Annotated in this window: 22 protein-coding genes; 8 read left to right on the plus strand and 14 right to left on the minus strand. The window is 68.1% G+C overall.

From position 1 onward, the window contains the following. Positions 1-58: 58 nt before the first annotated feature. Together EV646_RS09955 and EV646_RS09960 are read left to right on the plus strand one after the other, a co-directional pair. A complete protein-coding gene (locus EV646_RS09955) occupies positions 59-1129 on the plus strand; it encodes a transcriptional regulator (RefSeq protein ID WP_132146494.1) in 1071 nt (356 codons plus the stop codon). A 43-nt stretch (positions 1130-1172) separates the two neighbouring features. Then, positions 1173-1844, plus strand: coding sequence for a Type 1 glutamine amidotransferase-like domain-containing protein (locus EV646_RS09960; protein WP_132146497.1), 672 nt, complete (start codon positions 1173-1175; stop codon positions 1842-1844). Here the strand turns inward: EV646_RS09960 and EV646_RS09965 are convergent. The 4 genes from EV646_RS09965 to EV646_RS09980 form a co-directional block, all read right to left on the minus strand. Beyond that, the gene (locus tag EV646_RS09965; RefSeq protein ID WP_132146500.1) at positions 1841-2902 is read right to left on the minus strand and encodes an ABC transporter ATP-binding protein; all 1062 of its coding nucleotides are present in this window, start codon (positions 2900-2902) and stop codon (positions 1841-1843) included. The genes EV646_RS09960 and EV646_RS09965 overlap by 4 nt on opposite strands. Further along, on the minus strand, positions 2899-3663 hold the full coding sequence (modB, locus tag EV646_RS09970) for a molybdate ABC transporter permease subunit (RefSeq protein ID WP_199236914.1): 765 nt from the start codon (positions 3661-3663) through the stop codon (positions 2899-2901). The genes EV646_RS09965 and modB overlap by 4 nt, the downstream gene beginning before the upstream one ends. Positions 3664-3725: 62 nt before the next feature. Then, the gene (modA, locus tag EV646_RS09975; protein ID WP_132146510.1) at positions 3726-4502 is read right to left on the minus strand and encodes a molybdate ABC transporter substrate-binding protein; all 777 of its coding nucleotides are present in this window, start codon (positions 4500-4502) and stop codon (positions 3726-3728) included. Then, positions 4502-4897, minus strand: coding sequence for a TOBE domain-containing protein (locus tag EV646_RS09980; protein ID WP_132146516.1), 396 nt, complete (start codon positions 4895-4897; stop codon positions 4502-4504). The genes modA and EV646_RS09980 overlap by 1 nt, the downstream gene beginning before the upstream one ends. A gap of 100 nt (positions 4898-4997) precedes the next feature. Between EV646_RS09980 and EV646_RS09985 the strand changes: the two genes are divergently transcribed. Both EV646_RS09985 and EV646_RS09990 read left to right on the plus strand, forming a co-directional pair. Further along, the gene (locus tag EV646_RS09985; protein WP_132146519.1) at positions 4998-6923 is read left to right on the plus strand and encodes an acyl-CoA dehydrogenase family protein; all 1926 of its coding nucleotides are present in this window, start codon (positions 4998-5000) and stop codon (positions 6921-6923) included. Then, entirely contained in the window at positions 6916-7542 is a 627-nt protein-coding gene (locus EV646_RS09990) for a hypothetical protein (protein WP_132146522.1), read from the plus strand. Before EV646_RS09985 ends, EV646_RS09990 begins: the two co-directional genes overlap by 8 nt. 804 nt (positions 7543-8346) lie before the next feature. Here the strand turns inward: EV646_RS09990 and EV646_RS09995 are convergent. Both EV646_RS09995 and EV646_RS10000 read right to left on the minus strand, forming a co-directional pair. Beyond that, positions 8347-8985, minus strand: a complete 639-nt coding sequence (locus EV646_RS09995) for a LuxR C-terminal-related transcriptional regulator (RefSeq protein WP_132146525.1) — start codon at positions 8983-8985, stop codon at positions 8347-8349. Continuing rightward, a complete protein-coding gene (locus EV646_RS10000) occupies positions 8973-10895 on the minus strand; it encodes a sensor histidine kinase (RefSeq protein WP_132146528.1) in 1923 nt (640 codons plus the stop codon). Before EV646_RS10000 ends, EV646_RS09995 begins: the two co-directional genes overlap by 13 nt. Positions 10896-11047: 152 nt before the next feature. Here EV646_RS10000 and EV646_RS10005 point away from each other — a divergent pair, with 152 nt between their 5' ends. Further along, on the plus strand, positions 11048-11362 hold the full coding sequence (locus tag EV646_RS10005) for a hypothetical protein (protein ID WP_132146531.1): 315 nt from the start codon (positions 11048-11050) through the stop codon (positions 11360-11362). Positions 11363-11405: 43 nt separating this feature from the next. On the opposite strand, the gene EV646_RS10010 is transcribed toward EV646_RS10005, so the two are convergent. After that, a complete protein-coding gene (locus EV646_RS10010) occupies positions 11406-13931 on the minus strand; it encodes a bifunctional FO biosynthesis protein CofGH (protein ID WP_277875098.1) in 2526 nt (841 codons plus the stop codon). A 91-nt stretch (positions 13932-14022) separates the two neighbouring features. On the opposite strand from EV646_RS10010, the gene EV646_RS10015 reads away from it, so the two are divergent. Further along, on the plus strand, positions 14023-14577 hold the full coding sequence (locus EV646_RS10015; RefSeq protein WP_241995711.1) for a TetR/AcrR family transcriptional regulator: 555 nt from the start codon (positions 14023-14025) through the stop codon (positions 14575-14577). 187 nt (positions 14578-14764) lie between these two features. Further along, the gene (locus tag EV646_RS10020) at positions 14765-16582 is read left to right on the plus strand and encodes an FtsX-like permease family protein (RefSeq protein ID WP_241995714.1); all 1818 of its coding nucleotides are present in this window, start codon (positions 14765-14767) and stop codon (positions 16580-16582) included. Here the strand turns inward: EV646_RS10020 and EV646_RS10025 are convergent. The 7 genes from EV646_RS10025 to EV646_RS10055 form a co-directional block, all read right to left on the minus strand. Beyond that, positions 16574-17062: a DUF2867 domain-containing protein gene (locus EV646_RS10025; protein ID WP_132146540.1), complete on the minus strand. Its 489-nt coding sequence runs from the start codon at positions 17060-17062 to the stop codon at positions 16574-16576. The genes EV646_RS10020 and EV646_RS10025 overlap by 9 nt on opposite strands. 12 nt (positions 17063-17074) lie before the next feature. Then, positions 17075-17626 (minus strand): TetR/AcrR family transcriptional regulator, encoded by a 552-nt coding sequence (locus EV646_RS10030; protein ID WP_132146543.1) that lies wholly within the window; start codon positions 17624-17626, stop codon positions 17075-17077. A gap of 68 nt (positions 17627-17694) precedes the next feature. Further along, positions 17695-18906: an MFS transporter gene (locus tag EV646_RS10035; RefSeq protein ID WP_241995716.1), complete on the minus strand. Its 1212-nt coding sequence runs from the start codon at positions 18904-18906 to the stop codon at positions 17695-17697. Continuing rightward, positions 18903-19349 carry a MarR family winged helix-turn-helix transcriptional regulator gene (locus tag EV646_RS10040; RefSeq protein WP_132146546.1) on the minus strand — a complete coding sequence of 149 codons (447 nt, stop codon included), beginning with the start codon at positions 19347-19349 and terminating at the stop codon, positions 18903-18905. Before EV646_RS10040 ends, EV646_RS10035 begins: the two co-directional genes overlap by 4 nt. Before the next feature lie 155 nt (positions 19350-19504). Beyond that, positions 19505-21856 carry a carboxylesterase family protein gene (locus EV646_RS10045; RefSeq protein ID WP_132146549.1) on the minus strand — a complete coding sequence of 784 codons (2352 nt, stop codon included), beginning with the start codon at positions 21854-21856 and terminating at the stop codon, positions 19505-19507. Between the two features lie 79 nt (positions 21857-21935). Further along, a complete protein-coding gene (locus EV646_RS10050) occupies positions 21936-23246 on the minus strand; it encodes a glycosyltransferase (RefSeq protein ID WP_132146552.1) in 1311 nt (436 codons plus the stop codon). Further along, a complete protein-coding gene (locus EV646_RS10055; protein WP_132146554.1) occupies positions 23243-25462 on the minus strand; it encodes a glycoside hydrolase domain-containing protein in 2220 nt (739 codons plus the stop codon). The genes EV646_RS10050 and EV646_RS10055 overlap by 4 nt, the downstream gene beginning before the upstream one ends. Before the next feature lie 283 nt (positions 25463-25745). Between EV646_RS10055 and EV646_RS10060 the strand changes: the two genes are divergently transcribed. Continuing rightward, entirely contained in the window at positions 25746-26219 is a 474-nt protein-coding gene (locus tag EV646_RS10060; protein WP_132146557.1) for a methyltransferase family protein, read from the plus strand. The last annotated feature ends 113 nt before the right edge of the window (positions 26220-26332 follow it).

Consider the following 26332-nt stretch of genomic DNA (forward strand, 5'->3'; position numbering starts at 1 on the left):
CGTAACTTCTCCCGCTCTCGCTCGTACCGGTGCAGACCGTTTGGGATAGGGTCGGGATGTGACCGGGCCGGACGTCGACGACAGTCGTCGTACCTGGCTCGACGTACGGCGGTATCTGGTGGACAACCGGTATCGCCTCGGCGTCGAAGCGGCCGATGAGTTCGCTGTGGATCGCCGCGTGGCTGGGACGCCGTTGCTGGCGCCGGCCTCGTGGATTCCATCGACGCCTATCCCGCTGGCGTCGGTGGAGCTGCAGTTCGAGCCCGACGCTGAATTCTCCGGCGTGACGGGCGCTCGTGCGGCCCTGCCGTACGGGTCTTATGCCGAGGCGATCGCCGAGCTAGCTCCGCCGGCTGTCTTCGAGAACAGGCCGACATACCGTCTGCTTGATGCGGATCTGGCGGGCGCGACGCCCGTGCTTCGCCTGGGGCGCGGTACGTACTTCGACAGCATCAACACGGGCGAGGCGGCCGCGCACGAGTATGCGGCGCGACAGCTGTCGCCTGATGCGCCGGGAGGTCTCCGGGCGGCGATCGGCGATCCGTGGGACGCGACGCGACGGCCGATCAATCTCGCGATCAGCACGCTGACCATCCGCCGGGACTCGACGTCGACCTTCTTCCTGCATTGGCGCGATCCGGCCAAGGTCGGGCATGCGGGCGGGCTCTACCAGGTCGTCCCCTCCGGCATCTTCCAGCCCAGTGCCGACGCGCCATGGAATGAAGCGCATGACTTCTCCTTGTGGCACAACGTCGTACGCGAACTGGCCGAGGAACTGCTGGGTGCATCCGAGGACCACGGCAGCGGCGCCGCACCGATCGACTATCACGACTGGCCCTTCGCCGCGCGCCTGTCGACCGGCCTCGAAGACGGTTCCGTACGCGCGTACTGCGTCGGACTCGGGGTCGATCCGTTGACCTTCGCAACCGACCTGCTGACCGTCCTCTCGATCTCCGCCGATCTCTTCGACGAGCTCTTCGGTCAGGTCAACGCTGACAACGACGAGGGACAGGTACTCGCGCCGCAGCCTTTCACCGCCGAAGCAATCGACGAGTTCGTCAACCGGAAGCCGATGCAAGCCGCGGGCGCGGCGCTGCTCCAACTCGCGTCGAATCACCAGCTGGGCTAGTTCTCCGGTTAGCGTTGCCCACAACGATCTTGGGAGGACTGCCGTGAAGTTTCTTCTCACCTCTTCGGGCGTCAGAAACCCGAGCATCCACAGCGCGCTGGCCGACCTGCTCGACAAACCGATCTCGGAGTGCACTGCCCTCTGCATTCCCACCGCCGCGTATTACTTCCCCGAGGGCCCGGCCATCGCCTACCGCCTGATCAGCGGCACGTCACAAGGCCGGCTGGTCGATCTGGGCTGGAAGTCGGTGGGAGTCCTCGAGCTCACCGCTTTGCCGAGCGTGGCCGAGGAGAACTGGATCCCGCTGGTCAAGGAAACGGACGTGCTGCTGGTCGGCGGCGGCGACCCCATGTACCTGTGCCACTGGATGCGCGAGTCCGGCTTCGCCGACCTGCTGCCCTCACTGCGCAGCGAGACGGTGTACGTCGGAGTGAGCGCCGGCAGCATGGCAGTCACCGCAAGCTTCGGCGAAAACTACAACGACCGCCCAGTCCCCACTACCGGCACCGAGACTCCCCTAGGCCTGATCGACATCGCGATCTACCCCCACCTGAACCACCCCGCCATGGAAGACACCCAAGAAGCCAACATCGCCACCTGGGCCACCAAAGTCCCAGTCCCCACCTACGCCCTGGACGACAACTCCGCAATCAAGGTCACCAACGGCACCATCGACGTCACCACCGAAGGCCACTGGAAACTCTTCCAGCCCTAACTCGGGTAGGTGTGGATTTCGGTTGCCTTGAGGGTGGCGTGGAGGTGTTGGCCGGGGGTTAGGTGAAGGTCGGCTACGGCGGCGGGGGTTATGTCGGCCAGGAGGGTGGTGGGGCCGGTGGGGGTGGCGTCGAGGCGGACTCGGACTGTGTGGGCGTGTTGTTCTATGCCAGTGACTACGGCGGGCCAGGTGTTGCGAGGGCTGCCGGTTGGGGGTTCTGGGTAGAGGCTGACGGCGGTGGGTGGGAAGGCTACGTGGACTGGGCCGGAGGCGGGTTCGGCGAGGGTGATGGTGCCGCCGTCGGTCAGCGCGACTGTGGTGTTGGTGGCGGTGCCTCGGTAGAGGTTGAGGCCTACTAGTTGGGCTACGTAGTCGGTGCGGGGACGGCGGGCTATGTCGGTCGGGCGGCCTTGCTGGACGATGCGGCCGTTCTCGACGATGACGAGGCGGTCTGCGAGCACCATCGCGTCCAGCGGGTCGTGCGTGACCAGGAGAGTGCGGCCTTCGTAGCGGTTCAGGTGTTGACCGAGCTCGGCACGCACGTGGAGCGTCGTACTCGCGTCCAGCGCAGCCAATGGCTCATCAAGCAGCAGCACGGATGGGCTCGTTGCCAGCGCGCGTACTAGCGCGACCCGCTGGGCCTGGCCGCCGGATAGGGCTCGGGGCCGAGAGCGTGCGTACGACGCCAGTCCGACGGCCCCCAGCCACCGCAGTGCCTCTGCACGCGCCGCATGCTTCTCGACGCCGCGGGCGCGGAGGCCGAAGGCGACGTTCTCCAGTGCGCTGAGGTGGTCGAAGAGCAGATAGTCCTGGAACACCACTCCGATCGGCCGACGGTCCGGCGTACGGAAGACGCGCGGCGGCTCGTCCCAGACCTCGTCGTCCAATGCGACGCGGCCTGCGCCGACAGGAAGCAGACCTGCGATCGCTCGCAACGCAGTCGTCTTGCCAGCGCCATTAGGCCCCAGCAACGCGACTACCTCTCCGGGCTCGACAGTGAGGTCCAGCGAGAGGTCAAACGCTCCACGGCTCACCCGCACGTCGGCGTACAGGGTCATCGCAGCCCACTTATCCAGCGCTCGCGGAGAGACGCCAGTACGACGACGGACACGAGCAGGAGCACCAGACTCAGTACGACGGCCACGTCGGGGTCAGTCTCCAACGCCAGATACACAGCCAGCGGCATAGTCGTCGTACGGCCGGGCAGGTTGCCGGCAAAGGTAATGGTCGCCCCGAACTCGCCCAGTGCACGAGCCCAGCACAGTACGGCGCCCGCCACGACGCCAGGCGCGATCGACGGGAGCGTGACCCGGCGGAACGTCAGCCAACGGCCCGCACCGAGTGTGGCGGCGGCCTCCTCGTAGCGGGGGTCGGCAGCACGCAGTGCGCCCTCTACCGAGATCACCAGGAACGGCATGGCTACGAACGCTTCCGCGACGACCACTCCGGCTGTGGTGAAGGGCAAGGAGAAGCCGAACCAGAGGTCGAGGCGTTCACCGATCAGTCCGCGTCGTCCGAGGACCAGAAGCAACGCAACACCGCCGACAACTGGCGGCAGCACCAGAGGGACTGTCACGAGCGCCCGGATGAGGCCGCGGCCCGGCAGCGACGCTCTGGCGAGCAGCCATGCCAGTGGGATGCCTAGGAGCAGGCAGACGGTGGTGGCAAGAGTTGCGCACAGTAGAGACAGCCGCAGCGCCTGCCAGATGTCGGCACTGAACAGACGGCTCGGCAGGGTCGACCAAGGCGCCTTGATCAGCAGACCGATCAGGGGGACCAGCAGGAACGCCAGGCCGACCAGCGCAGGCAGGAGGAGCACAAGTGGAAGCTGGCCGCCAGTCCGCCGCCTGACACTACCGGTGCGGGTGTCCTGCCTGAGGCTCACGGCGAGTCGAAGCCTGACGCGGTCAGTACTGCCTTGCCCTGGTCGGACAGGACATAGTCGACGAAGGCCTTGGCGCCGTCAGCGTTCGGGGCCTTGGTCAGCGTGGCGATCGGGTACTCGTTCACAGCCGTGCTCGCTTCGGGGAACTCGATGCCCTCGACCTTGCCCTTCGCCGACAGTACGTCCGTCTTGTAGACGAGCGCGGCATCGACCTCACCGAGGCTGACCTTCGTCAGCGCGGCCTTGACGTCCTGCTCCAGGCTGTCCGGCTGCGGGGTGATCCCGACCGCTTTGAACACCTTGTCCGCCGCGGCGCCACACGGCACCTGCACGGCGCACAGTGCGATCTTCTTGTTCTTGTCCGCGAAGTCCTTCAGCCCGGTGATCTTGCCCGGGTTGCCGGTCGGTACGGCGATCTCCAGCGTGTTCTTCACGAACGTCGTCGGAGTGTTCTTGTCGGCCACCTGGTCCATGTTCTTCGGTGCAGCCGACGCGAACACGTCCGCCGGTGCGCCTTGGTTGATCTGCTGCGCCAGCGCCGAACTCCCGGCGAAGTTGAAGTTCACCTTCACACCCGGGTGCGCCTTCTCGAAGTCCTTGCCCAGCTGGGTGAACGAGCCGGTCAGCGACGCCGCCGCGAAGACGTTGACGGTCCCCGACAGAGCCGTCGTACTGGAACCGCTCGACGATGCGGCCGGGCTGTCGTTGCCGCAGCCGGCCAGGGTGAGCGCGGCAGCGGCGGCGAGGGCGGCGAGCGCAGTACGGCGGAACATCAGGCCTCCGGGATTTCGACGACGACATGGGTGGACTTGATCGAGGCGACGGCGACCACGCCCGGCTCGAGACCGAGCTCGTCGGCAGCCTCGCGGCTCATCAGCGAGACCACGCGGAACGGTCCGGCCTGCAGCTCGACCTGTGCCATCACGACGTCCTTGACGACGCGGGTGACGATGCCGCGCATGCGGTTCCGCGCCGAGGCCGCGGCGGTGGCGCCCGGCTCGGGTGACTCAGCCAGTTCCTGGGCGAACGTCGCGAGCTCGCGACCCTCGATCGCCATCCGGCCACCGTCCTGGACCGACGGCAGCCGGCCCTGCTCGACCCAGCGCCGTACGGTGTCGTCACTGACACCGAGCAACGCGGCCGCCTCACTGATCCGCAAATTCGGCATAAACAGCATTCTAGTGCCGCAGATGCGGTCTCCTGGCCATGTTTTCCACAGTCGTCAAGTCGTCACGGAAAGTGTCCGCCGATCCGCATAAGTTATGGGCATGGAGACATCGGGGTTGCGGGAGTATCTGGACGGGCCGTACAAGGCGGCCCGCGACGTCGTGCGCGCCGGGCTGGAGGCCAACCCGGAGCTGCTGGACTTCGCGGTCACGCTGCCCACGGACGAGTACCGGGACAAGGTGCTCGAGTTGCTGCAGCAGATCACCGCGGAGGGGCATCCAGCGCGCGGCTTCCCGAAGGAGTACGGCGGTGAGGGCGACCTCGGCGGGTTCATCGCCGGGTTCGAGACGCTCGCCTTCGGGGACCTCTCGCTGATGGTGAAGGCGGGCGTGCAGTTCGGTCTGTTCGCCGGCGCCATCCTGCACCTGGGCACCGAGCGGCACCACGAGCGCTACCTCGCCGACGCGGTCAGCGGCCGGCTGCTCGGGTGCTTCGCGATGACCGAGACCGGGCACGGCTCCAACGTCCAGGCGCTCGGCACGACGGCGACGTACGACGCCTCGACGGGGGAGTTCGTCGTACACACGCCAACCCCGTCGGCGCGGAAGGACTACATCGGCAACGCGGCCCGGCACGGCCGGATGGCGGCGGTGTTCGCTCAGCTCGTCGTGGGCGGCGAGACGCACGGCGTGCACTGCCTGCTGGTGCCGATCAGAGCTGACGACGGTACGGCGATGCCAGGCGTCACGCTGACCGATTGCGGACCGAAGCTCGGGCTGAACGGGGTCGACAACGGGCGGATCGTGTTCGACCAGGTGCGGGTGCCACGGGAGGCACTGCTGGACCGCTATGCCCAGATCGATGCCGAAGGCAACTACAAGAGCGAGATCGAGAACCCGGACCGGCGGTTCTTCACCATGCTCGGCACCCTCGTGCAGGGGCGCGTCTCGGTCGGCGGCGCCGCGATCAACGCGAGCAAGGTGGCGCTCGCGATCGCGATCCGGTACGGCGATCAGCGTCGGCAGTTCGGCGCCCCCGGGAGTGCCGAGGAGGCGCTGCTGCTCGACTACCGGATGCACCAGCGCCGGCTGCTGCCACTGCTCGCCCGGACCTACGCCCTGCATTTCGCGCAGGCCGAGTTGGTCGACGAGTTTGTCCGGATCTTCGGCGACGGCAGCAGCGAGCACGACCGGCGCGCGTTGGAGGCCCAGGCGGCCGGGACGAAGGCGCTCGGGACGTGGCATGCGACCGAGACGATCCAGACGTGCCGCGAGGCGTGCGGCGGCGCGGGGTACCTGGCGGAGAACCGGCTGGCAACCCTCAAGGCGGACACCGATGTATTTACGACCTTCGAAGGGGACAACACCGTCCTGCTGCAGCTGGTCGCGAAGGGGTTGCTGACCGACTACCGGGAGTCGTTCGGGAAGCTGGATCCACTCGGCACTGCCCGGTTCATCGCGGCGCAGGCGGTGGAGATCGCGGTCGAGAAGGCTGCGCTGCGACCACTGGTCGAGCGGCTGCGGGACGTCGTACCGAATCGGAGCGGTGACTCGGCTGATCCGGATGCCGGGCTGCGGGACGACGGGTATCACTCGGGGATGCTGCGGTTCCGGGAGGAGCACATGCTGGCCGGGGTCGCTCGGCGGCTGAAGGCGGGCATCGACGCGGGTGACGAGCCGTTCGAGGTGTTCAACCGGTGCCAGGACCATGTCATCGCGGCCGGGCGAGCACATGTCGACCGAGTCGTGCTCGAGGCGTTCCAGGCTGCGGTGGCGGACGCGCCGGAGGAGATTCGCCAGCTCTTGAAGGACGTCTGCGATCTCCACGCGCTGGCGACGATCGAGGCGGAGCGGGCGTGGTACCTCGAGCACGGGCGGTTGTCGCCGGGCCGATCGAAGGCCATCACGGCGCTCGTGAACGAGCTGTGCGCCGTCGTCCGGCCGGCCGCGGTGGAGCTGGTCGACGCGTTCGGCATACCGGGCTCGGCGGTGGAGGTGCCGATGGTTGTACCGTCGCAGCATGAGTGAGCCGATCGAACCCGCGTCGGCCGCCGAGGCCGCCCGTGAACTCGCCCGGGTGCTGCTGGAGCAGGCCGACGCTCTGGACCTGCACGATCTGCGGGCCACCGGCGCGATCGAGAACGTCCGGGTCCAGGCCCGGGCGCTCGCGGACGCCGTACACGAACGGGGCTGGGGTGACATCTTCCTCGGGATCGACTCCTACGACCCCGACGAGCTGGACGACCTGCCGCTGGGGCCGGACGACTTCGACGACCCGGAGGACTACCGAGAGATCGTCGAGGGCGACAGCCTGGGCGACCTCGACGACCTGGAGGAGCCGCTGCTGCCGGAGGACGGCGTACGGCTGAGCTACCAGGCTCGGTACGACTTCGTGGTGACGGATCCGGAGGCGTTCGTGCAGTACGTCCGGAGCCGGGCGGACGAGGCGCAGAACGACGAGGTGATCGACGACATCGAGGACGTGCAGTCGGCGTTCGAGCTGCTCTGCTACCTCGACGGCCTCGGCTCCAAGGACTACGACACAGCCGGCCTCACCCCGGCCGGCGGCGAGGAAGCCCACAAGATCGTCGAATTCTCCCTCTGGGACCTAGACCCCACCCGCCGCGACGACACCTACCCGTACTAACCACCTCGGGCTGCGGCGTCGAGCCTCGCGCGACCAGCGCCCACCGGGAGTACTCGGTAGCCGAGGCCCCCGCGAGTTCACCTCCGCGTGCCGACGGCTCTGGTCGTGCCGGGGTTCTGGTGGCGGCGGGTGAGAGGTGCCGCCCGGACGTGGGGGAGCTTTGTCGGTGCGGTCGGCGTCGCGCCTGGGCGCCGCGAGGCCGGCTGGGCGTGCCGGGGTTCTGGAGGCGGCCGGGTGGGGAATGTTGCGGGTTGATTGCAACTCGGGGTTACATCTGGGGTGACGGTTGGGCGGGGGTGCTGGGGGTGGGGTGGAAGTGCCTGGTTTTGTGGTGGTTCTGTTGTTGCGGCAGGCAACATTTGTACGGAAAGTGAGAGTTTGTTTACACAGCGTTGTTTTGTTCAAAGGCAATGCAAATGTTTGATCCGGGGGATGGTCCGGCGCTGTGCCCGCATGACAACGTTCTGCTGTCGGCGACGGACGGGTCGCTGACGCAGGCTCCAGGTGGAACCCGGAAGTACTCCCGTCCGCGACCGGACTGTACCTCCCCTGCCGGTCACGGAATGAGGCACCGGGCCCGCCCTCCTTCGGGCCGACTGCCCTCTCGGGGCAACAGCAGGACGCCGGTCGTGCCGGTTCCGGTGCCGGTCGCCAGTGAGGTGGCGACCGACACCAGGCACGACCGGCGTTTCCCTTTGCCGGGCAGGTGTCTGGTGCAACTGGGGACCAGACACCACCCCGGGCAATCTCACGGGACCGCCCTGAGCGGCCTGCGGGACGTTGGCGACGGTCTAGACCGCAGCGTCAGCCTGTGAGGTGCGTCAGTACGGCGAGGACCCGGCGGTGAGTGTCGGGGGTGTCGGTGATGCGGAGCTTCTGGAAGATGCTGCGCATGTGGGTTTCGACAGTGCGTTCGGCCAGGACCAGCTGGGCCGCGATGGCGCTGTTCGAGCGGCCTTCGGCGACCAGCGCCAGTACCTCTCGTTCGCGCGCCGATAGTGCCGCGAGCGGATCGTTCGCCCGTGTTGGCGTCACGAGGGCGGCGACGATTGCCGGGTCGAGGGCGGAGCCGCCGTCCGCGACCCGCCGCATCGCGTCGAGGAAGTCGGCCACCCGCAGGACGCGATCCTTCAGCAGATAGCCGAACGCACCGGTCCCGACCAGGTCCACCACGTGCCGCGTCTCGACGTGCTGCGAAAGCATCAGGATCGGACGCTCCGGCACCTCGTTCCGCAGGACCGCGGCCGCCCGCGCCCCGTCGTCCGTCATCGTCGGCGGCATTCGTACGTCGATGATCGTCAGCTCCGGGTCCACCGCCCGGACCACGCTGACCAGCTCGTCTGCGTCGGACGCCGTACCGGCGATGGTGTGACCGTTCTCGGTCAGCAGCCGGCTCAAACCCTCGCGAAACAAGGCGGAATCCTCACCGATCACGATGCGCATGGGATCTCCGCCCGGATCGAAGTCCCCGCACCCGGCGGGCTGTCCAGGGTGAACTCCCCGCCCACGGACGCCACCCGATCCCGCAACGACGTCAACCCGAACCCCTCCTTCGCTCCACCCACACCATCGTCCCGCACGAGCACCCGCAGCCGCTGCTCCACGATCTCCACCTCGATCGAGATGCGGGTCGCACGGGCATGCTTCAGAGCGTTGGCGATCGCCTCGCCGACGGTGAAGTAGACGGCGGTCGCGACGCCCTCACCGACTTCCAGATCGGGTACGACGAGGTCGACCGGAACCGAGCTGTCCGCCACCAAGCGGCGAAGAGCGACCGCCAGACCGTCATCGAGGCGGCTCGGCCGCACACCGTGGGCGATCCGCCGGAGCTCCGCCACGGTTCCCTCCACCGTCTCCACCACCTCGTCGATCTCCCGGTACGCCGGACTGCCGGGCTCGAGCTGATACTGCAGCGACCGCAGCCGCATGCCCATAGCGACCAGTTGCTGCTGAGCTCCGTCGTGGAGATCCCGCTCGAGCCGCTGACGCTCCAAGGCGACTTCGTCCATCAGTCGCGACCGGCTCGCTCGTACCTCTGCCAGCGCCTCGCGGAGTTCCAGCCGCAGCCGGCTCACCTCGATCGGCAGGCGCGCCTCGACGGCGGCTTCCCGTGCTCGCCGGATCCGGCGAGCGGACGTCGTACCGAGGACGAGTGCTCCGACCACGGAATCGCCTGTCTGCAAAGGGATTGCGCCCTCGGGCATCTCGAACTGTTCTCCGGGCCGGCGGAGCAGCACGCGGAGCGCCGGGTCGTCGAGGGTGTCACGCAGTACGGCCTCGACCTGCTCTGGCTCGGCGACACCGTCGCGGACCCGGCGTACGAAGTCGCGGATTCGGGCCAGCGCGACGGTCCGGTCGGGGTCGACGAACCGGCCGACGGTGCGATGGATCCAGTGCTGCAGTGGGAGCAGGACGAGCGCTGTGACGAAGGCGGCGGTGGTGATGCCGACGCGGTCGGGGAAGAAGTTGCCGACGGCAAGAACCACGGCGGCGAACACTGCCGCCGAGATCAGTGTGGTGACCACCCAGCTGAGCGTCGCGCCGAGCAGCCGGTCGATGTCGAAGAGGTCGTGCCGCAGGATCGCCACGGCGATGGCACCGGGCACCAGGAACAGCATCGCGATCAGGAACCCGAGGTACGCGATCTCTCCCGGTGCACCGAGGGCGGTCGCCAGCCAGCTCGCCGCCAGCAGGATTGGCACGCTGAGCGCCGCGAACATCAGCCACCGCAAGCGATGCCGGGTCAGTTGGTCGCCGCGCCGATACCGTACGACGAGGCTCGAGGCTGCGGCGAGGAGCGTCCCGAGGAAGCTCAGGAACGCGACGACGACCAGTACGACGCGGAGAGCGAACGGCAGCACCAATGGCGCCGCGCCGGGCTCGGCCACGGTGCCGGGCATGGACACGGTGAAGTTCACCAGCGCCGCAGCGACTGGGAACGCGGCCCACACAACCCGCCACCGCCGGCCTGGGAGGAGACCGTCCGGAAAGAAGAGGACCAGCGTCACGAACCCCAGGAAGAGCCACGGCCAGACGCCGGCACCGATCACCGCCATGACTCGGGAACCGGGCCAGGGGCTGCCGGTCGTGTACGTCGCTCCCCACTCTTCGACGGTGAAGACGACGGCAGGCATGGTGGCGGTCAGTCCGAGTGCTGGCCCGATCGGACTGGCCGGCGCTCGTACGGCGACCAGCCAGCCGAGCAAGAGGCACGGCAGCAGCAGGCCAGTCGTCAGCGGCCACGCCGCCGGGTCGTCGATCGATGGCGGGCCGTAGGCGAGCACCGCCCGCACCGCACTGGCCGCGACGAACACCACCGTCGCGGCGGCGACCAGCCTTCGAGCCCCGAACACAACCTCATGATGACGGCGCGTGGCCGGTTTGGCACCAGTGCCAGCACGTAGCGGTCAGCGACGAGTGAAGTCCGGCGACAGCACCGATGCGATCAGCAGTGCCGCAGCGGGATGGTGAGCGGGTCGGAAACACACCAGGAGGGGATTCCCAAATGATTGCCATCGTCACCGTTCTCTTCGCTTTCCCGCTCGGCTTCTTCCTGCGGAATCGCATCTCGGCGTACGTCGCGTACATCGCGATCTTCGGCTACTCGTTCACCTTCCAGACGCTATATCTGCTCCGCGCCTGGGTCGGCAACAACCACAGCGCTTTCAGCCCTGATCCCGACAAGCTCCCGCTCGACTACCTCGCTGTCACCGGTGCGATCTACGTCGTCGGCTTCCTCCTCGTCACCCTCGGCCACCGCCTCGGCTCGAAGCGCCGCAACCGCACCCAAGCCGTAGACCTCGACGCCGCCACCAACTGAGCTCGCCCTGGCGCTCCACGGAGGGGTGGAGCGCCAGAGTCGCTCACGCCAGCTCGAGTGCGGGACGGTCCGGGACGTGGCCGTAGGTGGTGGTGCGCTGGCGGGCCGGCCTGCCAGCGGCAGTGGCCATGGCGGTGAGCTCGGCGATGGACTTGCGGGAGCCGTGCTTGGAGCCGGCCATCCGGCTGATGGTCTCCTCCATCAGGGTGCCGCCGATGTCGTTGACGCCGCCGTTCAGTACGGCGACGCAGCCGTCGACCCCGAGCTTGACCCAGGAGCACTGGATGTTGTCGATCCGGCCGTGCAGCATGATCCGCGCCATCGCGTGCACGGCCCGGTTCTCGTCGTACGTCGGGCCCGGTCGGGCGACGCCGGCCAGGTAGATCGGCGAGTTCTGGTGGATGAACGGCAGCAGCACGAACTCGGTGAAGCCACCCGTCTGGTCCTGTACGGCGGCGATCGTACGCAGGTGCTGGACCCAGTGATACGGCGAGTCCACGTGCCCGTACATCATCGTCGAGCTGGACGGGAGCCCGACCTTGTGCGCGGTGCTGATGACCTCGATCCAGGTTGCCGTCGGCAACTTCCCCTTGGTGAGGATCCAGCGGACGTCGTCGTCGAGGATCTCCGCGGCGGTGCCGGGGATGCTGTCCAGGCCCGCCTCCTTCACCGAGATCAGGAACTCCTCGATCGACAGCCCGGTCCGGACCGAACCGTTGACGATCTCCATCGGCGAGTACGCGTGCACATGCATGTCCGGCACCCGCTCCTTCACGGCCCGGACGAGGTCGGCGTACGCCGTACCGGGCAGGTCGGGGTGGATGCCGCCCTGCATGCAGACCTCGGTCGCGCCGATCACCCAGGCTTCCTCGGCGCGCTGACCGACCTCGTCCATCGACAGGGAGTACGCGTCCGCGTCGGTGCGCCGCTGGGCGAACGCGCAGAACCGGCAGCCGGTGTAGCAGACGTTGGTGAAGTTGATGTTGCGGTTGACAACATAAGTCACGTCGTCGCCCACTGTTGCCTTGCGCAACTCATCGGCGATCCGAGCGAGCTGGTCCAGCGCCGGCCCGGTGGCGGTCATCAGGGTCAAGGCCTGGGCGTCCGACAGGCCGGCGGGATCGCGCTCGGCGGCGGCGAGAGCGGCCTTCACGTCGGCGTCGATCCGCTCGGGGGCGCCGGCGAGCGCCTCGGCCGCGCGGCGGGCGGCCACGTCTTCGCGGACGACGTCCCAGTCGCCGTAGGCGGCATCGAAGTCCGAGCGGGTCTCGGTACGTCTGCCCTCCGTGTCGATCGCCGTGTGCAGGTCGGTACGGCCGACGCTGTCCCATCCGCCATCGGGTTCCTGCCACGGCAAGCCCACCGGAAGGGCGTCCTCATTAGCCAGTCCGGTCGCGGGATCGACCAACGCTTCCACGTGCGAGATCAGCCGCGGGTCGAGCCACGGCTCGCGCAGGTACTCCGGGTGCGCGGTCAGCCTTTCCCGCAAGGTGAATCCGGCATCCGCGGTCACCTTGGCGAGGTCGTCGATCTGCGGCCACGGCCGCTCCGGGTTCACGTGGTCCGGGGTCAGCGGCGACACTCCGCCGAAGTCGTCCACCCCCGCGTCCAGCAGCGCCCGGCACTCGGCCAGGTCGACCAGATTCGGCGGGGCCTGCACCCGCATCCGCGGCCCGAGCACGATCCGGCTCACCGCAATCGCGGCCAGCCATTCGTCCAGCGGTACGTCGTCGTCGTTGCGCATCGCGGTGTCGGGCTTCACCCGGAACCCCTGGATGATGACTTCCTGGATCCCGTTGTACTGCCGGGCGATCCGGCGCAGCGCGAAGATCGAGTCGGCCCGCTCCTCGAGCGTCTCGCCGATGCCGATCAGCAGACCGGTGGTGAACGGGACGTTCGAGCGACCGGCGTCCTCCAGCACCCGCAGCCGGATCGCCGGATCCTTGTCGGGGGAGCCGTAGTGCGGCTGGCCCTTCTCCTCGAACAAGCGGCGCGAGGTGGTCTCGAGCATCGTGCCCATGCTCGGCGCGACCGGCTTGAGTCGCTGGATGTCCTGCCAGGACATCACGCCCGGGTTCAGGTGCGGCAGCAGCCCGGTCTCCTCTAGCACCCGGATCGCCATCGCCCGTACGTAGTCGAGCGTGCTGTCGTAGCCGGCCTCTTCGAGCCACTTGCGAGCGGCGTCCCACCGGTCCTCAGGCGCGTCGCCGAGGGTGAACAGCGCCTCCTTGCAGCCGAGCGCCGCACCCTGCCGCGCGATCTCCAGCACTTCATCCGGCGAGAGGTACGGCGAATGCACGCGGCCCGGCGTAGTCGCGAAAGTGCAGTAATGACACCGGTCCCGGCACAACCGGGTCAGCGGGATGAACACCTTCTTCGAGTACGTGACGATGCCGGGCCGGCCCGCATCCGCCAGCCCCTGGTCGCGGACGCGCGCCGCCGTCGCCATCAACGCGGCCAGCGCGTCACCAGAGGCGCTGAGGAGGATTTCCGCTTCCGCCGGGTCGAGTGTCTTGCCGTCGTCGGCACGCTTGAGTGCCCGGCGCATCGCCGTACTGATGGTGGTCACGGAATCCGAGCCTAGGTCGCCGAAACCCGTGGTTCAGGCGATTCGAGGGACCAAAAACAATCCGTACAAACGTCCTGATAGTTTGCTGTTCGTGCAGGTCAGACGGGTTGCCGACGGTCGCCGGATGCGCGGTGAGCAGCGACGGAACGAGTTGCTGCGGGCAACCCTGGTGGTCGTCGAGCGCGACGGAGTCGCAGGTGTGAGCCATCGCGCGGTGGCCGCGCAGGCCGATGTGTCGGTCGCCTCGATCACCTACCACTTCCCGACGCTGGACGACCTCCTCATCGCCGCGCTGACCTCGGCCGCGGAGGACTTCGCGGCCGAGTTGCACGGGTGGGGGAGCGAACTGGGTGCGCGGCCGGCGGATGAGCTGGCGCGGCTGATCGAGCACAGCCTGGTCCGGCGGCGGGGCCGGACACTCGCCCTGTACGAGCTCTATCTGTACGCCGCTCGCCGGGCAGAGCTCCGCGCAGTCGCCGGAGCCTGGCTCGAGCCACTCACCGACATCGCTCGGGCATTCACCGCGGATCCCGAGAAGGCGGGCCTCCTGGTCGCAGCCCTCGACGGCCTCCTGATGCAGGCGCTGATCGGGGCGCGTGAGGTCGACCGAGCCGACTTCGCCGCCCTCCTCGAGGTCCTGCGGTAGCGCCCCCCGGCGACCTTGGGCACGGGTCGACCACGAAAGCGGCCTCGAAATGGTCGAGCCGTGCACAAGGTGGCGCTGGGATGGGGGGAGGTAGCGCGGGCGATACCTCGGGTGGGGTTTGTGGGCCAGGGTGACTTGGTGGTCGGCGCGGTTGGGTTGGGGCATGTTGAGGTTGTCGGTTGGAGCTGTGCGTTCCCGATGGCACTTGTTCGCCGGGGCGGTGGTGGCGGTTGCCCTGGGCGTCGGGTTGGTGCAGTCCGGTTTACAGGTGCTGGCGGCGACGGATCGGCCCGCGTTGCCGGCGGGCTTGTCCGGGTACGAGCGTGCGCGGATCCGGGAGGGATACGTCGGCGCCTCGACGTTGATGGGGATGTCGGTGATGCTCGCGGTGTTCCTGACCGTGTTCATCGTCAGTACGACGTTCGGCTTCACTGTGGTGCAGCGTCGACGCGAGCTCGGACTGCTGCGGCTCGTCGGCGCGCAACGCGGATATGTCTGTCTCATGCTGCTCTGCGAAGCCGGCGTCCTCGGCTTGCTCGGTACGGCGATCGGCGTACCAGCAGGCCTTCTCGGCACCTGGGCGCAGTCGGCGTTGCTGATCGAGCTCGGCATGTTGCCGTCGTGGTTCGACGCGCCCTGGGATCAAGGCGCGGTGTGGGCCGCGATGATCGTCGGCGTCACAACGGCGTTGGTCGGTGTGCTGGCCGCGGCTTGGCGTGCGTCCAGGGTCAGCGCGCTCGAGGCGCTCGCCGATTCGCCGGCGGCTCGCCGGGTGATGACCGCCTGGCGTTGGTTCTGGGGACTTTCGGCCGCGTTCTGCACGGTGGTCATGGTGATCGTGGCGCAGGCTGCGCGTGATCTCGTCGCCGGTCTCCTGATCGGCCTGATGGTGCTGATCAGCGGTTCGGTCGCCCTCAGCCAGCTCAGCCCGATCGTCGTACCCGTGGCCGGTCGACTGCCCGCCGTACTCCTCCGCGGCAACCTGATCGCCGACGTCGCCCGCGCCGGCGTTCTTCACGCCGTACGACGAAGTGCGGCGACGGCCGCGCCGTTGATCGTGCTGGTCGGACTGGTGGTCGGGTTGTGGGGAATCTTCGGGTCGTTGGCCAAGGCGATCGGCGTGGAGCAGGAGAGGCTGGTCACCGCCGATCTGGTGGTGAGCGCCGAGATCCCGACTGGTCCGGGGATCGCGGTCGCGTCGCCGCAGACCGCCGTACCTGTCGCTGTGATCCGGGGGACGAAGACCGTGTACTCCGAGGCGATCGGGATCGATCCGGTGGCCTATCAGCAGACGCACGAGCTGCGGCCGCGGAAGGGATCGCTGGACAGGCTGTCCGGCCGGACGATTGCCATCGGCCCGGGAATGGCTGCCGAGGGCTACAAACTAGGCTCGACGTTGACCGTTGTGCTGGGCAACCGGAAGGTGCCGGTGAAAGTCGTCGCGATCATGCCGGAGACGCTCGACGTGAGTGAGAACTTCTTCATACCAAGGGCTTTGCTGCCCGTCGGCGGGCGAACCGAGACATTGGTCAAAGTTGCGCCAGGCAACCAGGTTGTGCTGAACAATGCCCAGACTGTCAAGGAGTGGGCGCACGCTCGAGGAGAGGCCCAGCAGCGCAGCAACTCGGGGCTCTTTGCTGCGCTGATGGGTTTGGCTGGCATCTATACAGCCGTTGCCGTGGTCAACGCTGTGGTGATGTCGACGGCGGACCGGCGGCGCGAGTTCGCACTGGCTCGGATGGCGGGGCTGACTCGCGGTCAGGTCGTTGCGGTCGCGTTGATCGAGTCCGGGGCCGTCGTCATCGTCGGCGTACTCCTGGGGTCGCTCGTCGCCGGTGCAGCCCTGGCCGGGATCGGAGCGGGGCCATATGGCCTTGCAGCGTTGGCGATTCCGTGGCGCTTGCTCGGAGCCATCTTCGCTGCGTCGCTGGTCGTGGTCGGCGCGGCCGCCGTACTGACGGCACGTCGAGCGACCAGGGCGCGGCCGATCTCGTTGTTAGCGTGAGCTCACGCCGGCGCGGCACATGCTGAGCAGGACGAGGTGATGGAACGGGCGGATCAGGTTGTAGTAGAAGCGGCCGACCGGTCGCAGATACTGCACGAGGGTGACGACCTTGAAGTCGTTGTCCGGGCGCCGGATGATCGCAAGCCATGCGACCAGGTGGTTGTCCGAGACCTTCAGCAGCAGGTAGTGGTCCTCCTCGCCGCGGACGACGGTGAAGAACGACACCGGATCGCCGGGTGTGAAGCTGACCGTCTCCGGGCGCAGCCGGCGGGCGTCCGGGATGCTGGTGGTGTCCAGCCGAAACACCTGTGCAACGATCCACCGGACAGCGAAAAGTGCCTTGATCCACGCTGGTCCGTGGCCGAGTGCGCCCGCGGTGAACTCGCGCAATGACACAGTGCCGTGAGCGGTCTTCACATCGACCACGTCGACGGTCGGCAGCAGATCTTCGATCTCGGGCAGGTCGGTAGTCGTCGGCATGGCAGGTCCCCTCTAGTCGATCAGCGTCTCGTCGGTCGCGAGCCGCAGGGTCATCGCGTAGATCTCGCGCAGGTCGGCCTTGGAGACAGGCGGCAGTACCTGCTCGGCGCCGATGAGGATCAGGTAGAGCAACTGCGCCAGCCGGTCCGGATCGACCTCCGCCTTCAGACCGCGACAGAGCTCCCTGAGGTACGACGTCCGCGCCCGATCCACTCGCTCCTGGGCAGCCCGTACTTCGGCGTCCTGCAAGGCCCACGCGCGTACGGCGATCTCGAGCTGAGCGTTGTCCGGCTGGCCGAGCACCAACCGGAGCAGGTGCTGCAACTTGGCCGCGGGCTCGGCGTCCGGCTCGCGTTCGACGGCGTCGATCAGCCGGGTGGTGAACCGCGCCTCGAAGTACTCCAAGAGCGCCGTACGGAAACCGCCGGTGCCCTTGAAGTGGTGGTAGTACGAGCCCTTGGTGACACCCAGCTTGGTCGTCAGCCGATCGATCGTCACCGCCGGCGCACCCTCGTCCGCCATTAGCTCGAGCCCCGCCTCCAGCCATTCCGTCCGCGTCACCATGCTCCGTACCATACCGTATGGTATGGGAACGTCAAGGCCGCCGAGGAGGAGGCCCGAGACGCAGAACGTCAGGCGTCGGCGGCGGTGAGGGCTTCGGCTTCTACCTTGGAGTGGGCGGCTGGGGCGCGGAGGTGGGAGAGGGGCTTCCAGCCGGTGGCGAGGGTGGCGACCGCGAGTACGACGGCGAAGGCGCCGACGTAGAACGGGAGCTGGATGTTGACTTCCTCGCCGAGCTTCCCGGCCAGCCAGGGTGCGATCGCACCTCCGGAGAAGCGGACGAAGCTGTAGGCGGCGGACGCCGTACCGCGTTCCACCGGAGCGGCTGCCATCACGGCTTCGGTGATCAGCGTGTTGTTGATGCCGAGGAAGAGCCCGGCCACGACCACGCCAACCGCGAGTACCGACTTGTGGTGTGCGTAAAGGCCCATCACGGCAAGGTCCGCGCCGAAGAGCAGCAGCGACGTCATCACCACCGGCAGCGTGCCGAACCAGCGCTGCAACCGCGGCGCGACGAACACCGACGTGATCGCCAGCCCGATACCCCAGCCGAAGAAGATCAGCCCGATCTGCCGAGCCGACATCGCCAACGGGAACGGCGTGAACGCGAGCAACGTGAAGAACCCGAAGTTGTACAGCAGTGCCGTGACCGCCACGGTCGCCAGCGACCGGTGCCGCAACGCCTTCAGAGGTTCGATGATCGACGTACGACGTCCCGCGGGAGGCGAGGCCGGAAGCAGGAACGCGGTCGCCGCCAGCGCGATCGTCATCAGTACGGCGACGCCGAAGAACGGGCCGCGCCACGAAATCGAGCCGAGCTCACCGCCGACCAATGGGCCTGCGGCGATGCCGACGCCGAGCGCGGCTTCGTACAGGATGATCGCTTCGGCGACGGAGCCGCTGGCGGAGTTGACGATGGTGGCGAGCGCGGTCGCGATGAAGAGGGCGTTGCCGAGACCCCAGCCGGCCCGGAACGCGACGATCGCGCCGATGGAGTTGGACAGCCCGGCGAGGGCACTGAAGACGACGATGATCGCGAGGCCGATGAGCAGCGTGCGCTTGGCGCCGATCCGGCTGGAGACCGCGCCGGTGATCAGCATCGCGACGCCGATCACGGCCATGTAGCTGGTGAAAAGCAGCGACACCTGCGACGGGCTGGCGTTCAGCTGCTCGGCGATCGGTTTCAGGATCGGGTCGACCAGGCCGATGCCCATGAACGCGATCACGCAGGCGAACGTGACCGCCCAGACGGACTTGGGTTGTTTCAGGAACGAGTTGCTCACCGGGGGCTGTCCTCCAACGGATCGAGGGTGAGGATCTGGTGCATGACGGCGACCGCGGCCTCGAGGGTGGTGAGGTCGGTCGCGGGGAGCTGACGAAGCCTGGCGGCGACGGCGGCCCCGGCTTCCTGGCGGGCGCGCTGGAGCTCGTCGTAGCCGGAGTCGGTGAGGCTGATCAGGCTGGCGCGGGAGTCGGCCGGGTCGGGCTCACGTCGTACCCACCCCTGTTCTTCCTGGCGCTGCACGAGTGTGGACATGGTCGGCTGGGAGCAGCGGTCCGCTTTGGCGAGCTCGCTGATCCGGGTCGGCCCGAGCTCGTCGAGCCGGCCGAGCAACCGCATCGCCGCATGCGGCAACGCGCTCACGTCCCGGCTCGCCATCCGCGTCAGCCGCGCCGAAGCGACAACCACCTCGACCCCAAGCTGGGTCAGATCCGTGTTGATCACGTAGAACAACAATACATAGGAAACCTATGCATCTCCAGCCATGGGGCTGCGTGAATCAGGCCACTGCTGTCGAGAATCGCTAGATCTCAGATGTTGAGTGCTCTATCTGAGATGCGCTCGTTCTGTGATGCGGCACCCTGATGCCCTCCGTCGGGTCACCGTGGAACCGGGAACACCAGGTGGGTGACCTGGTCGCCCTGGACACAGACCGTCGGGTTCCCCAGCAGGACCTCTGAGGAGAGTTCGCCGAAGAAGGGCCGGTTCCCCTCGCCCATCACCACCGGCACCAAGTCGACGGCCACCTCATCGAGCAATCCCAGCTCCAAGCACTGCCGGGCGACGGTGCCGCCGGCCACGGCGACGACCCGATCACCGGCAAGCTCCTGCGCCCGCGCGATCGCGGCCTCGATCCCGTCGGTTACGAACGAGAACGGCGCGTCCGGGCGCGCGTCGACCCAGTCTGTGGGCACACGGTGCGTCACGACGACGACAGGGACGTTCAGTGTGTGCCTGCCCTGCCAGCCCTCGGCCACATCGAACAGCGTCCGACCACAGACCAGTGCGCCCAACGAGGACACCCATCGCCGCAAGTGTTCCGCGCTCGTCGGGGTGAGGTGGACAGTGAAGTCACCGGCGGGGCTCGGGACCGCGACCTCGCCGTTCTGGGTCCAGGCTTCGAGAACCGAGGCGTACCGGCCGGCCGGGTAGACGGCCTCGATCCGCGCGGCCGTCTCGGCACCGAAGGAGCGTTGCAATCTGGATCGATAGCCGGCAGCGTCCATTTCACCGTCCAGCTCGAACAGCGGCCCGAAGTACCGGTGCTCGTCACGGGTGTTGCCTTGCAGCACCGGGATCCGGTGGTAGATGCCCAGCGTCAGCGCTTTCCTGGGATCCACCGGCAGCAAACGGGTGTGGTACGCGGCTCGACCGAATCGGCCGTTGAGCTCCAGGAGCTTGTCGGCCGGAGCCGCGCGGAGGCAGCGCAACTGATCGCCGGTCTCACAGCCGACCGCCTTCGCAGCGGCCCGGCCACGCGTTTGGAGGTCCTCACGAGAGGCCCAGTAGCCGATCTCGTCCGTTCCGGGAACTATCGTGTCACGAGGCCAGTTCCGCAGACAGGAACCGCTGTGGATGACTGCCCGGTGAAACAGTCCGGCCGCGGTCGGAGACGACAGGTGCGCACACACCGAGGCACCACCGGCCGATTGGCCTATCAAGGTGACGTTGCCCGGATCGCCTCCGAACACTCGCGCGTTGGATCGTACCCATCTCAGAGCTGCCTGCTGGTCGGCCAGCGCATACGTTCCTGAACCAGGAAGCCCAGGGTGGCCGAGGAACCCGAAGACCCCCAGCCGGTAGTTGACTGTGACAACCACAGCATCGCCGGTCCCCGCGAGCCACCGCCCGTCGTAATCGCTGCCGGTCCCGGAGGCCCACGCCCCGCCGTGCAGCCACACCATGACCGGTCGCTGCCGCCCGTTCGCGGCCGGTGTCGTCACGTCGAGATAGAGACAGTCCTCGGACGAGCCCGCCAAGTAACCACCAACGGCATCGGTCTGGGCACACGCAGGTCCCGGCTTCGTGGCCTCTCGGATTCCCGTCCACGCGTGGGCCGGTCGAGGATCCCGCCAGCGCAGCTCACCAGTCGGCGGCTGCAACTTGTCCAGTTCCGCGACACCGCGCCGTGGGCCGTCGATGGTGTGCTGGGAGCGCAGTACGCCGACAATCTCACGGAGGTCGTCGACACAGTCGCGGGCCACCGAACGAATCACGCCTGCAGCACGGGACAGCTCACCAGCCGGCATATCCGGACGGAATTCCAACGCACCGGCGTGGACGCTGAGCAGCGACAACCGATGACCGAGCGCGTCGTGCATCTCCCGCGCGATCCGCTCCCGCTCCTGCCGCTGACCCTGTTCCACCCGCAAGGCCTGCTCCTGCTCAGCCCGGACGGCGCGCTCGGTCAAGGAAATCATCAACTGCCGCCGGGTTCGCACGACGACGCCCCACCCCACAAGGGCGGCACAGGCCAGGGCAGTGAGCGCAACCGCGAGCAGGTAGCCGTAGGCTCCCGACCCCACCGGGTAGAGCCAGAACTGAACCACGCACGAGAGCATCGCGACGGCGCCGAGGGCAACACTGACCGCGGGCCGCCGATGCACCGCGACACTGAACAGCGCCAACCCGGCAGCGCCGCCGACGGTCGGTATCGCAGTCGACGCCACGATCAACGTGGCGGTCAGTCCAGCCGGCCACCGGCGCCGCAGCAGCAAAGCAAGCGCTCCCGCGGCACAGCACGAAAGCAACAACCAGGACCGTGGCTCGCCGAACCTGGCCGACGCAGCGCCTTCACCAAGCCCGATCAGCCCCGAACCGAAACCAAGCAGCACGCAGACGACGTCCACAATCCAGTCGCGCGGTGTGCGCCGGCCGTGACCGGGCGCAGCGCGGGAGCCGGGGACGATCAACGCGGCGAGCCACCCCGCGCCCTCCGGCTTCCCATGCACAGCCCAGACGGTAGCCGTGATCGGCCCCCTACAGTCAACTTCCAGTCGCAGTCAGCGAGCGCCGCCACTCGCCTCTCCCTCAGGCGACGGGGACGGCCGGCGGCTCGGCGAGTGCGAAGAGGCGGTCGAACACCGCAACCCGGTCGAACTGCAACGCGTACGCCCGCGCGCGCTGCTCGGCCGCCGCCCGCTGCTCGCGGGTCCAGTCGCACACGACCTCGTCGAGCACGGTCCGCAGGGTGGCCGGGTCGCGCTGCGGCACCAGCAGGGCCGTATCACCGACCGCCTCGGGTACGCCGCCGGTCGCGCAGGTGATGATCGGCCCACCGCCGGCGAGAGCCTTCTCGACCAGCGCGATCCCGAACGTCTCCACGAACTCCGGCTGCTCGCGGGTCGGCAGTACGAACGCCGCGCTCCCGGCCATCAGCGCCGGCTTCTCCGCGTCGTCCACGTCGGTCAGCACCTGCACTCGCTCGCCCAGGCCCGCTGCCGCCACCCGCGCCACCACCTCATCTTCCTGCGGCCCGCGCCCGGCCAGGACCAGCTGCACCCGCTCGGCTGACCGCGACCCGGCGTAGGCGTCGATCAGGTCATCGACCCCCTTCGCCGAGGCGATCCGTGACAGGAACAGCACGTACCCGTCCCGCGAAAGGCCGCGCCGGGCAAGAGTTTCGGCGATCCTGTCATCGGTGAGCGACAGGTAGGACCAGGAGTCGACCGCCGGGTAGGAGATGGCGATCCGGTCCCGGCACCGCTGCGCGAACGTCGTACCGTGCATGCCGTCGAGCGTCGCCGCCGAGGCCACGATCAGGTCCCTGGTGTACTCCGACACCGCCACGCAGTGGTCGGCCGCCAGGTAGACCGACAGGATGTGCGCGGCCGCCCCGAACCGGCCGGTGGCCACGCACTCGCGCACCACGTTGGTGATGTCCGAGCCCACCGCCTCAGCCACCGTGATGACCCGAGCGGGCCCGATCCGGCGCGCCACCTCGACGGCCTCCTGTACGGCGATCGCGTGCGGGCTGAGGTACAGCGACATCGCCACCGTCGGCACCCCGTCGCTGAACAGTTCGACCAGCCGCCCGATGAGCCCGGACAGGTAGCGCCCGTCCGGAACCCGGTAGTCGCCAACGGGATCGGGCCGCTCCACGGTGATGCCAGGGCTGTACGGCAGCACGCGATCGAGCGGTTTCAACGGCAGCCCGGCCGCCTCCAGCGCGTCCAGCGGCCAGGTCACGATCCGCACGTCGTCGAACCCGCGGGTGAGCGCCACCTCCGCGAGACACCGTGCCTCACCGGAGTGCCCGCAGATCACCGGATCGGCGCGGACGACGATGACCAGGCGGCGGGTGGGTGCGGACGGGACGAGCGTGTCGTCGGCGATGTTCATGCCTCACCTCCAGTGGCATGCAGTGGGCCGGATGTGGATGGTGGCCTGATCTGGGTCCCCCAGCCGGAGGGCCGGGGGCCGAGCTCGATGTGCAGGCTGCTGATGCGCCGTAGTTCCCGGCCGGAGATCCAGGGACGGTCGAGGGTCTTGCCGTCCACCGCGATGGATTGGACGTAAGAGACCGGTCCGCCTGCCTCGACCGGCTCGAATCCCGTTGTGGTGATGGACAGCTCGCCCTGCGGCAGCCGGATCGTGGACTCCGCCACCGCCGGCGCGCTCACCAGGAACAGGTTCTGCCCAGCCACCGGGAACAGCCCGAGCGTCGCCCACACGTACCACGCGGACAGCCCGCCGGAGTCGTCGTTACCTGGCAGCCCGCCCCGGCCGGTGCCGAACTGGTTGGCGACCGCGGCATGCACCACCTCGGCGGTTCGGTCCGGCCGTCCGGCGTAGTGGTAGGACCACGGCGCCTCGTAGTCCGGTTCGTTGTTCAAGCCCTCGAACCGGCACAGGCCGTATCCGGCGTTCATCTCGGCCACGCTCGGCGCCACTCCCGGCTGGGTGACCGGTGCCGCGTCGTACCCGAAGAACCGGTCGAGCAGCCCCACGAACGCCTCATCGCCGCCGGCGAGCGCGATGCGGGCGCGCATGTCGTGCAGCAGCCGGAAGGAGTAGTTCCACCGGCCGCCCTCGTAGAACGTCGAGTCGCGCAGCAGGCCGGTGTCCGGGTCGTACGCTGCCTGCCAGCCTCGGGCGAGGTCGCGCATTTGCTGGGCCAACGGCCGGTCGCGCACCTTGTGGGCGATCGCCGCGGTGCAGTGGTAGGCGTACGCCAGGTCGAGGGTGTGGCTGATCGGGTGCGCCACACCGTGCACTAGGTAGTCCTCGCCGTACGTCCGGCGCAGGTCCATCTCGAGGTGCACCATGGCCCAGTCCCAGTCGATGCCAGGCAGATCCAGCTGGCACAGGTCGGCCAGGAAGGTGTGCGCGAGCGCGCTGCCCTGCCGGGAGAACCGGTCGGCGCCCTTGGCCATCCGATAGCCGATCGGGAGGTTGCCCTCCTGCTCGGCTATCGACAGCATCGCGCCGGCCAGCGCGACCGAACGTTCCGGGAACAAGGTGGTCATCAGTGGCAGCTGGGTGCGGTAGATGTCCCACATGGTGCAGATGTCGAACGCGTAGGGGCCTTCGGTCGTCCAGGACGGGCTCTCGTCCGGGGCGAAGCACGGCTTGACCAGCGAGTGGTAGAGCGCGGTGCCGAAAACCGTTGCCTGGTCGTCGGACTCCGCCTTGATCGCAACCTTGCCGAGGTGGTCGCGCCAAGTGGCTGCCGTGTGGTCGCGCCGCCCGGCGAAGGTGACCTGGGTGCGGCCGACGTCCGTGTGCAGGTTGTCGCGGGCCTTCTCACACCCGCGCAGGGAGAACCCCAGCCGCACCTCGACGGTCTGCTCGGCACGCGAGGGGCCCATGAACATCAGCCCGAACGGTCGCAGGGTGGTCGGCCGGATGTAGTCGAAGTCGAGACGGGTGCCGCCAGGCATCAGGCGCCGGTCGTACCAGAGCAGCTGCCGCCAGCCGGGCGCGTCGACCTCCACGTGCACCGCCAGCGGCACTCCCTCGACGTGGATCTCCCCTTGAGCCACCCCGGGCTCCAGCATCGCCAGGTGCGCCTTCAGCGGCACAGTCCGACTGTGCGGGATGGCTAGGCCGCCGGTCGAGGCGTCGATGACGATCCGGGCGGCGTCATGCGCCGGGAAGGTGTACCGGTGGACGGCCGACTTGGGGCCGACCGTCAGCTCGCAGCGCACCCCCGAGCTCAGCGTCGCCGCGTAGTAGCCGGGCTCGGCCACTTCGTCCAGCAGGTCCCAGGTGGTGCCCAGGTCATCGAGCGGGCCGAGCATCGGCGTGACCCGGAAGTAGTTGTAGTACTTGCGGATCGCGCCGGTGCCGGACTGCTGGAAGTGGGTGAAGCCGGAGGCGACCGGGCGCTCGTACAACAGGTCGGGAACGCCCTCGGTGTTGAAGTCGTACAGCCCGTATCCGGTCGGGTAGGCCCCGGAGTACGGGCAGGCCGACACCATCCCGAAGGGGTGCATGGCGCCCGGGTGGGTGTTGCCGACCTGCGGCTTGGGCCACCACCAGGTCGCGGCCAGGCCCTGGGGCGTGGGCAGGTCAGTGGCGCCGGTCCCGATGAACGGGTCGACGTACTCGTACATCGGCTCACCGCCTCGCCCGGCTGACGTGGACTCTCAACGTAAGAAGCGCAGGTTTCAGCCGCGTGACCGAAAGAGACGCGCACGTTACGACCGGGCGAACCCTGGTCATTCGAGAGATGTCGCGGTGACCGCCGAGCGGAGCAGGTTGAGCGGGAGGATGTTCTTGCGGCGGAGGTCGCGGATGGCGGCTTGGTAGTGAAGTGTGGGTATGAGAAAAGCCTCCGAACGGGGGAATCCGCTCCGGAGGCTGCACATTCATTATATCAGTCAGGGTGGTCCATCGATGGTCAAGGCTGTGCTCGGAAGCACCGTGTTCTTCTTTGCGGCACCGTGTGTGGTGGGCGGGGTGGTGCCGTGGTGGATCAGCGGATGGGCGGCGCCGCGGTTTTGGCCTGGGTTCGTGATTGTCGCGGCCGGGGCGTTCGTCGTACTGCGGGCATTTGTTCGGTTTGTGCGCGAGGGGCGGGGGACGCCGGCGCCGGTCGCGCCGACCGAGGAACTGGTGATCGGTGGCGACTACCGCTTCGTCCGCAATCCCATGTACGTCGGCGTGGTGGCGGTGATTTTCGGCCAGGCGCTGGCGTTTCTCGACCTTTGGGTCCTCGGGTACGGCGTACTCGCGTGGGCCGTGATGGCGGCGTTCGTCCGGGGGTACGAGGAGCCCGTGCTGCTTGAGCGGTACGGCGAGCAGTACGCGAACTACTGCCGGCGGGTGCCTGCTTGGGTGCCGAGGTTTTCCGGCCGCGGCGGGCAATAAAAAAGGGCAACGGAGAAATCCTCTCCCTTGCCTCTCCTAACTTATAGCGCATGGGGGGACTTGCCGCAAGGCCCGGTTTGTGCCGCAGAATTACCGGCCGTAGCCAAAACTCG

Origin of the sequence: Kribbella antiqua, from assembly GCF_004345665.1 — a bacterium.
In the GTDB taxonomy this organism is placed as follows: domain Bacteria; phylum Actinomycetota; class Actinomycetes; order Propionibacteriales; family Kribbellaceae; genus Kribbella; species Kribbella antiqua.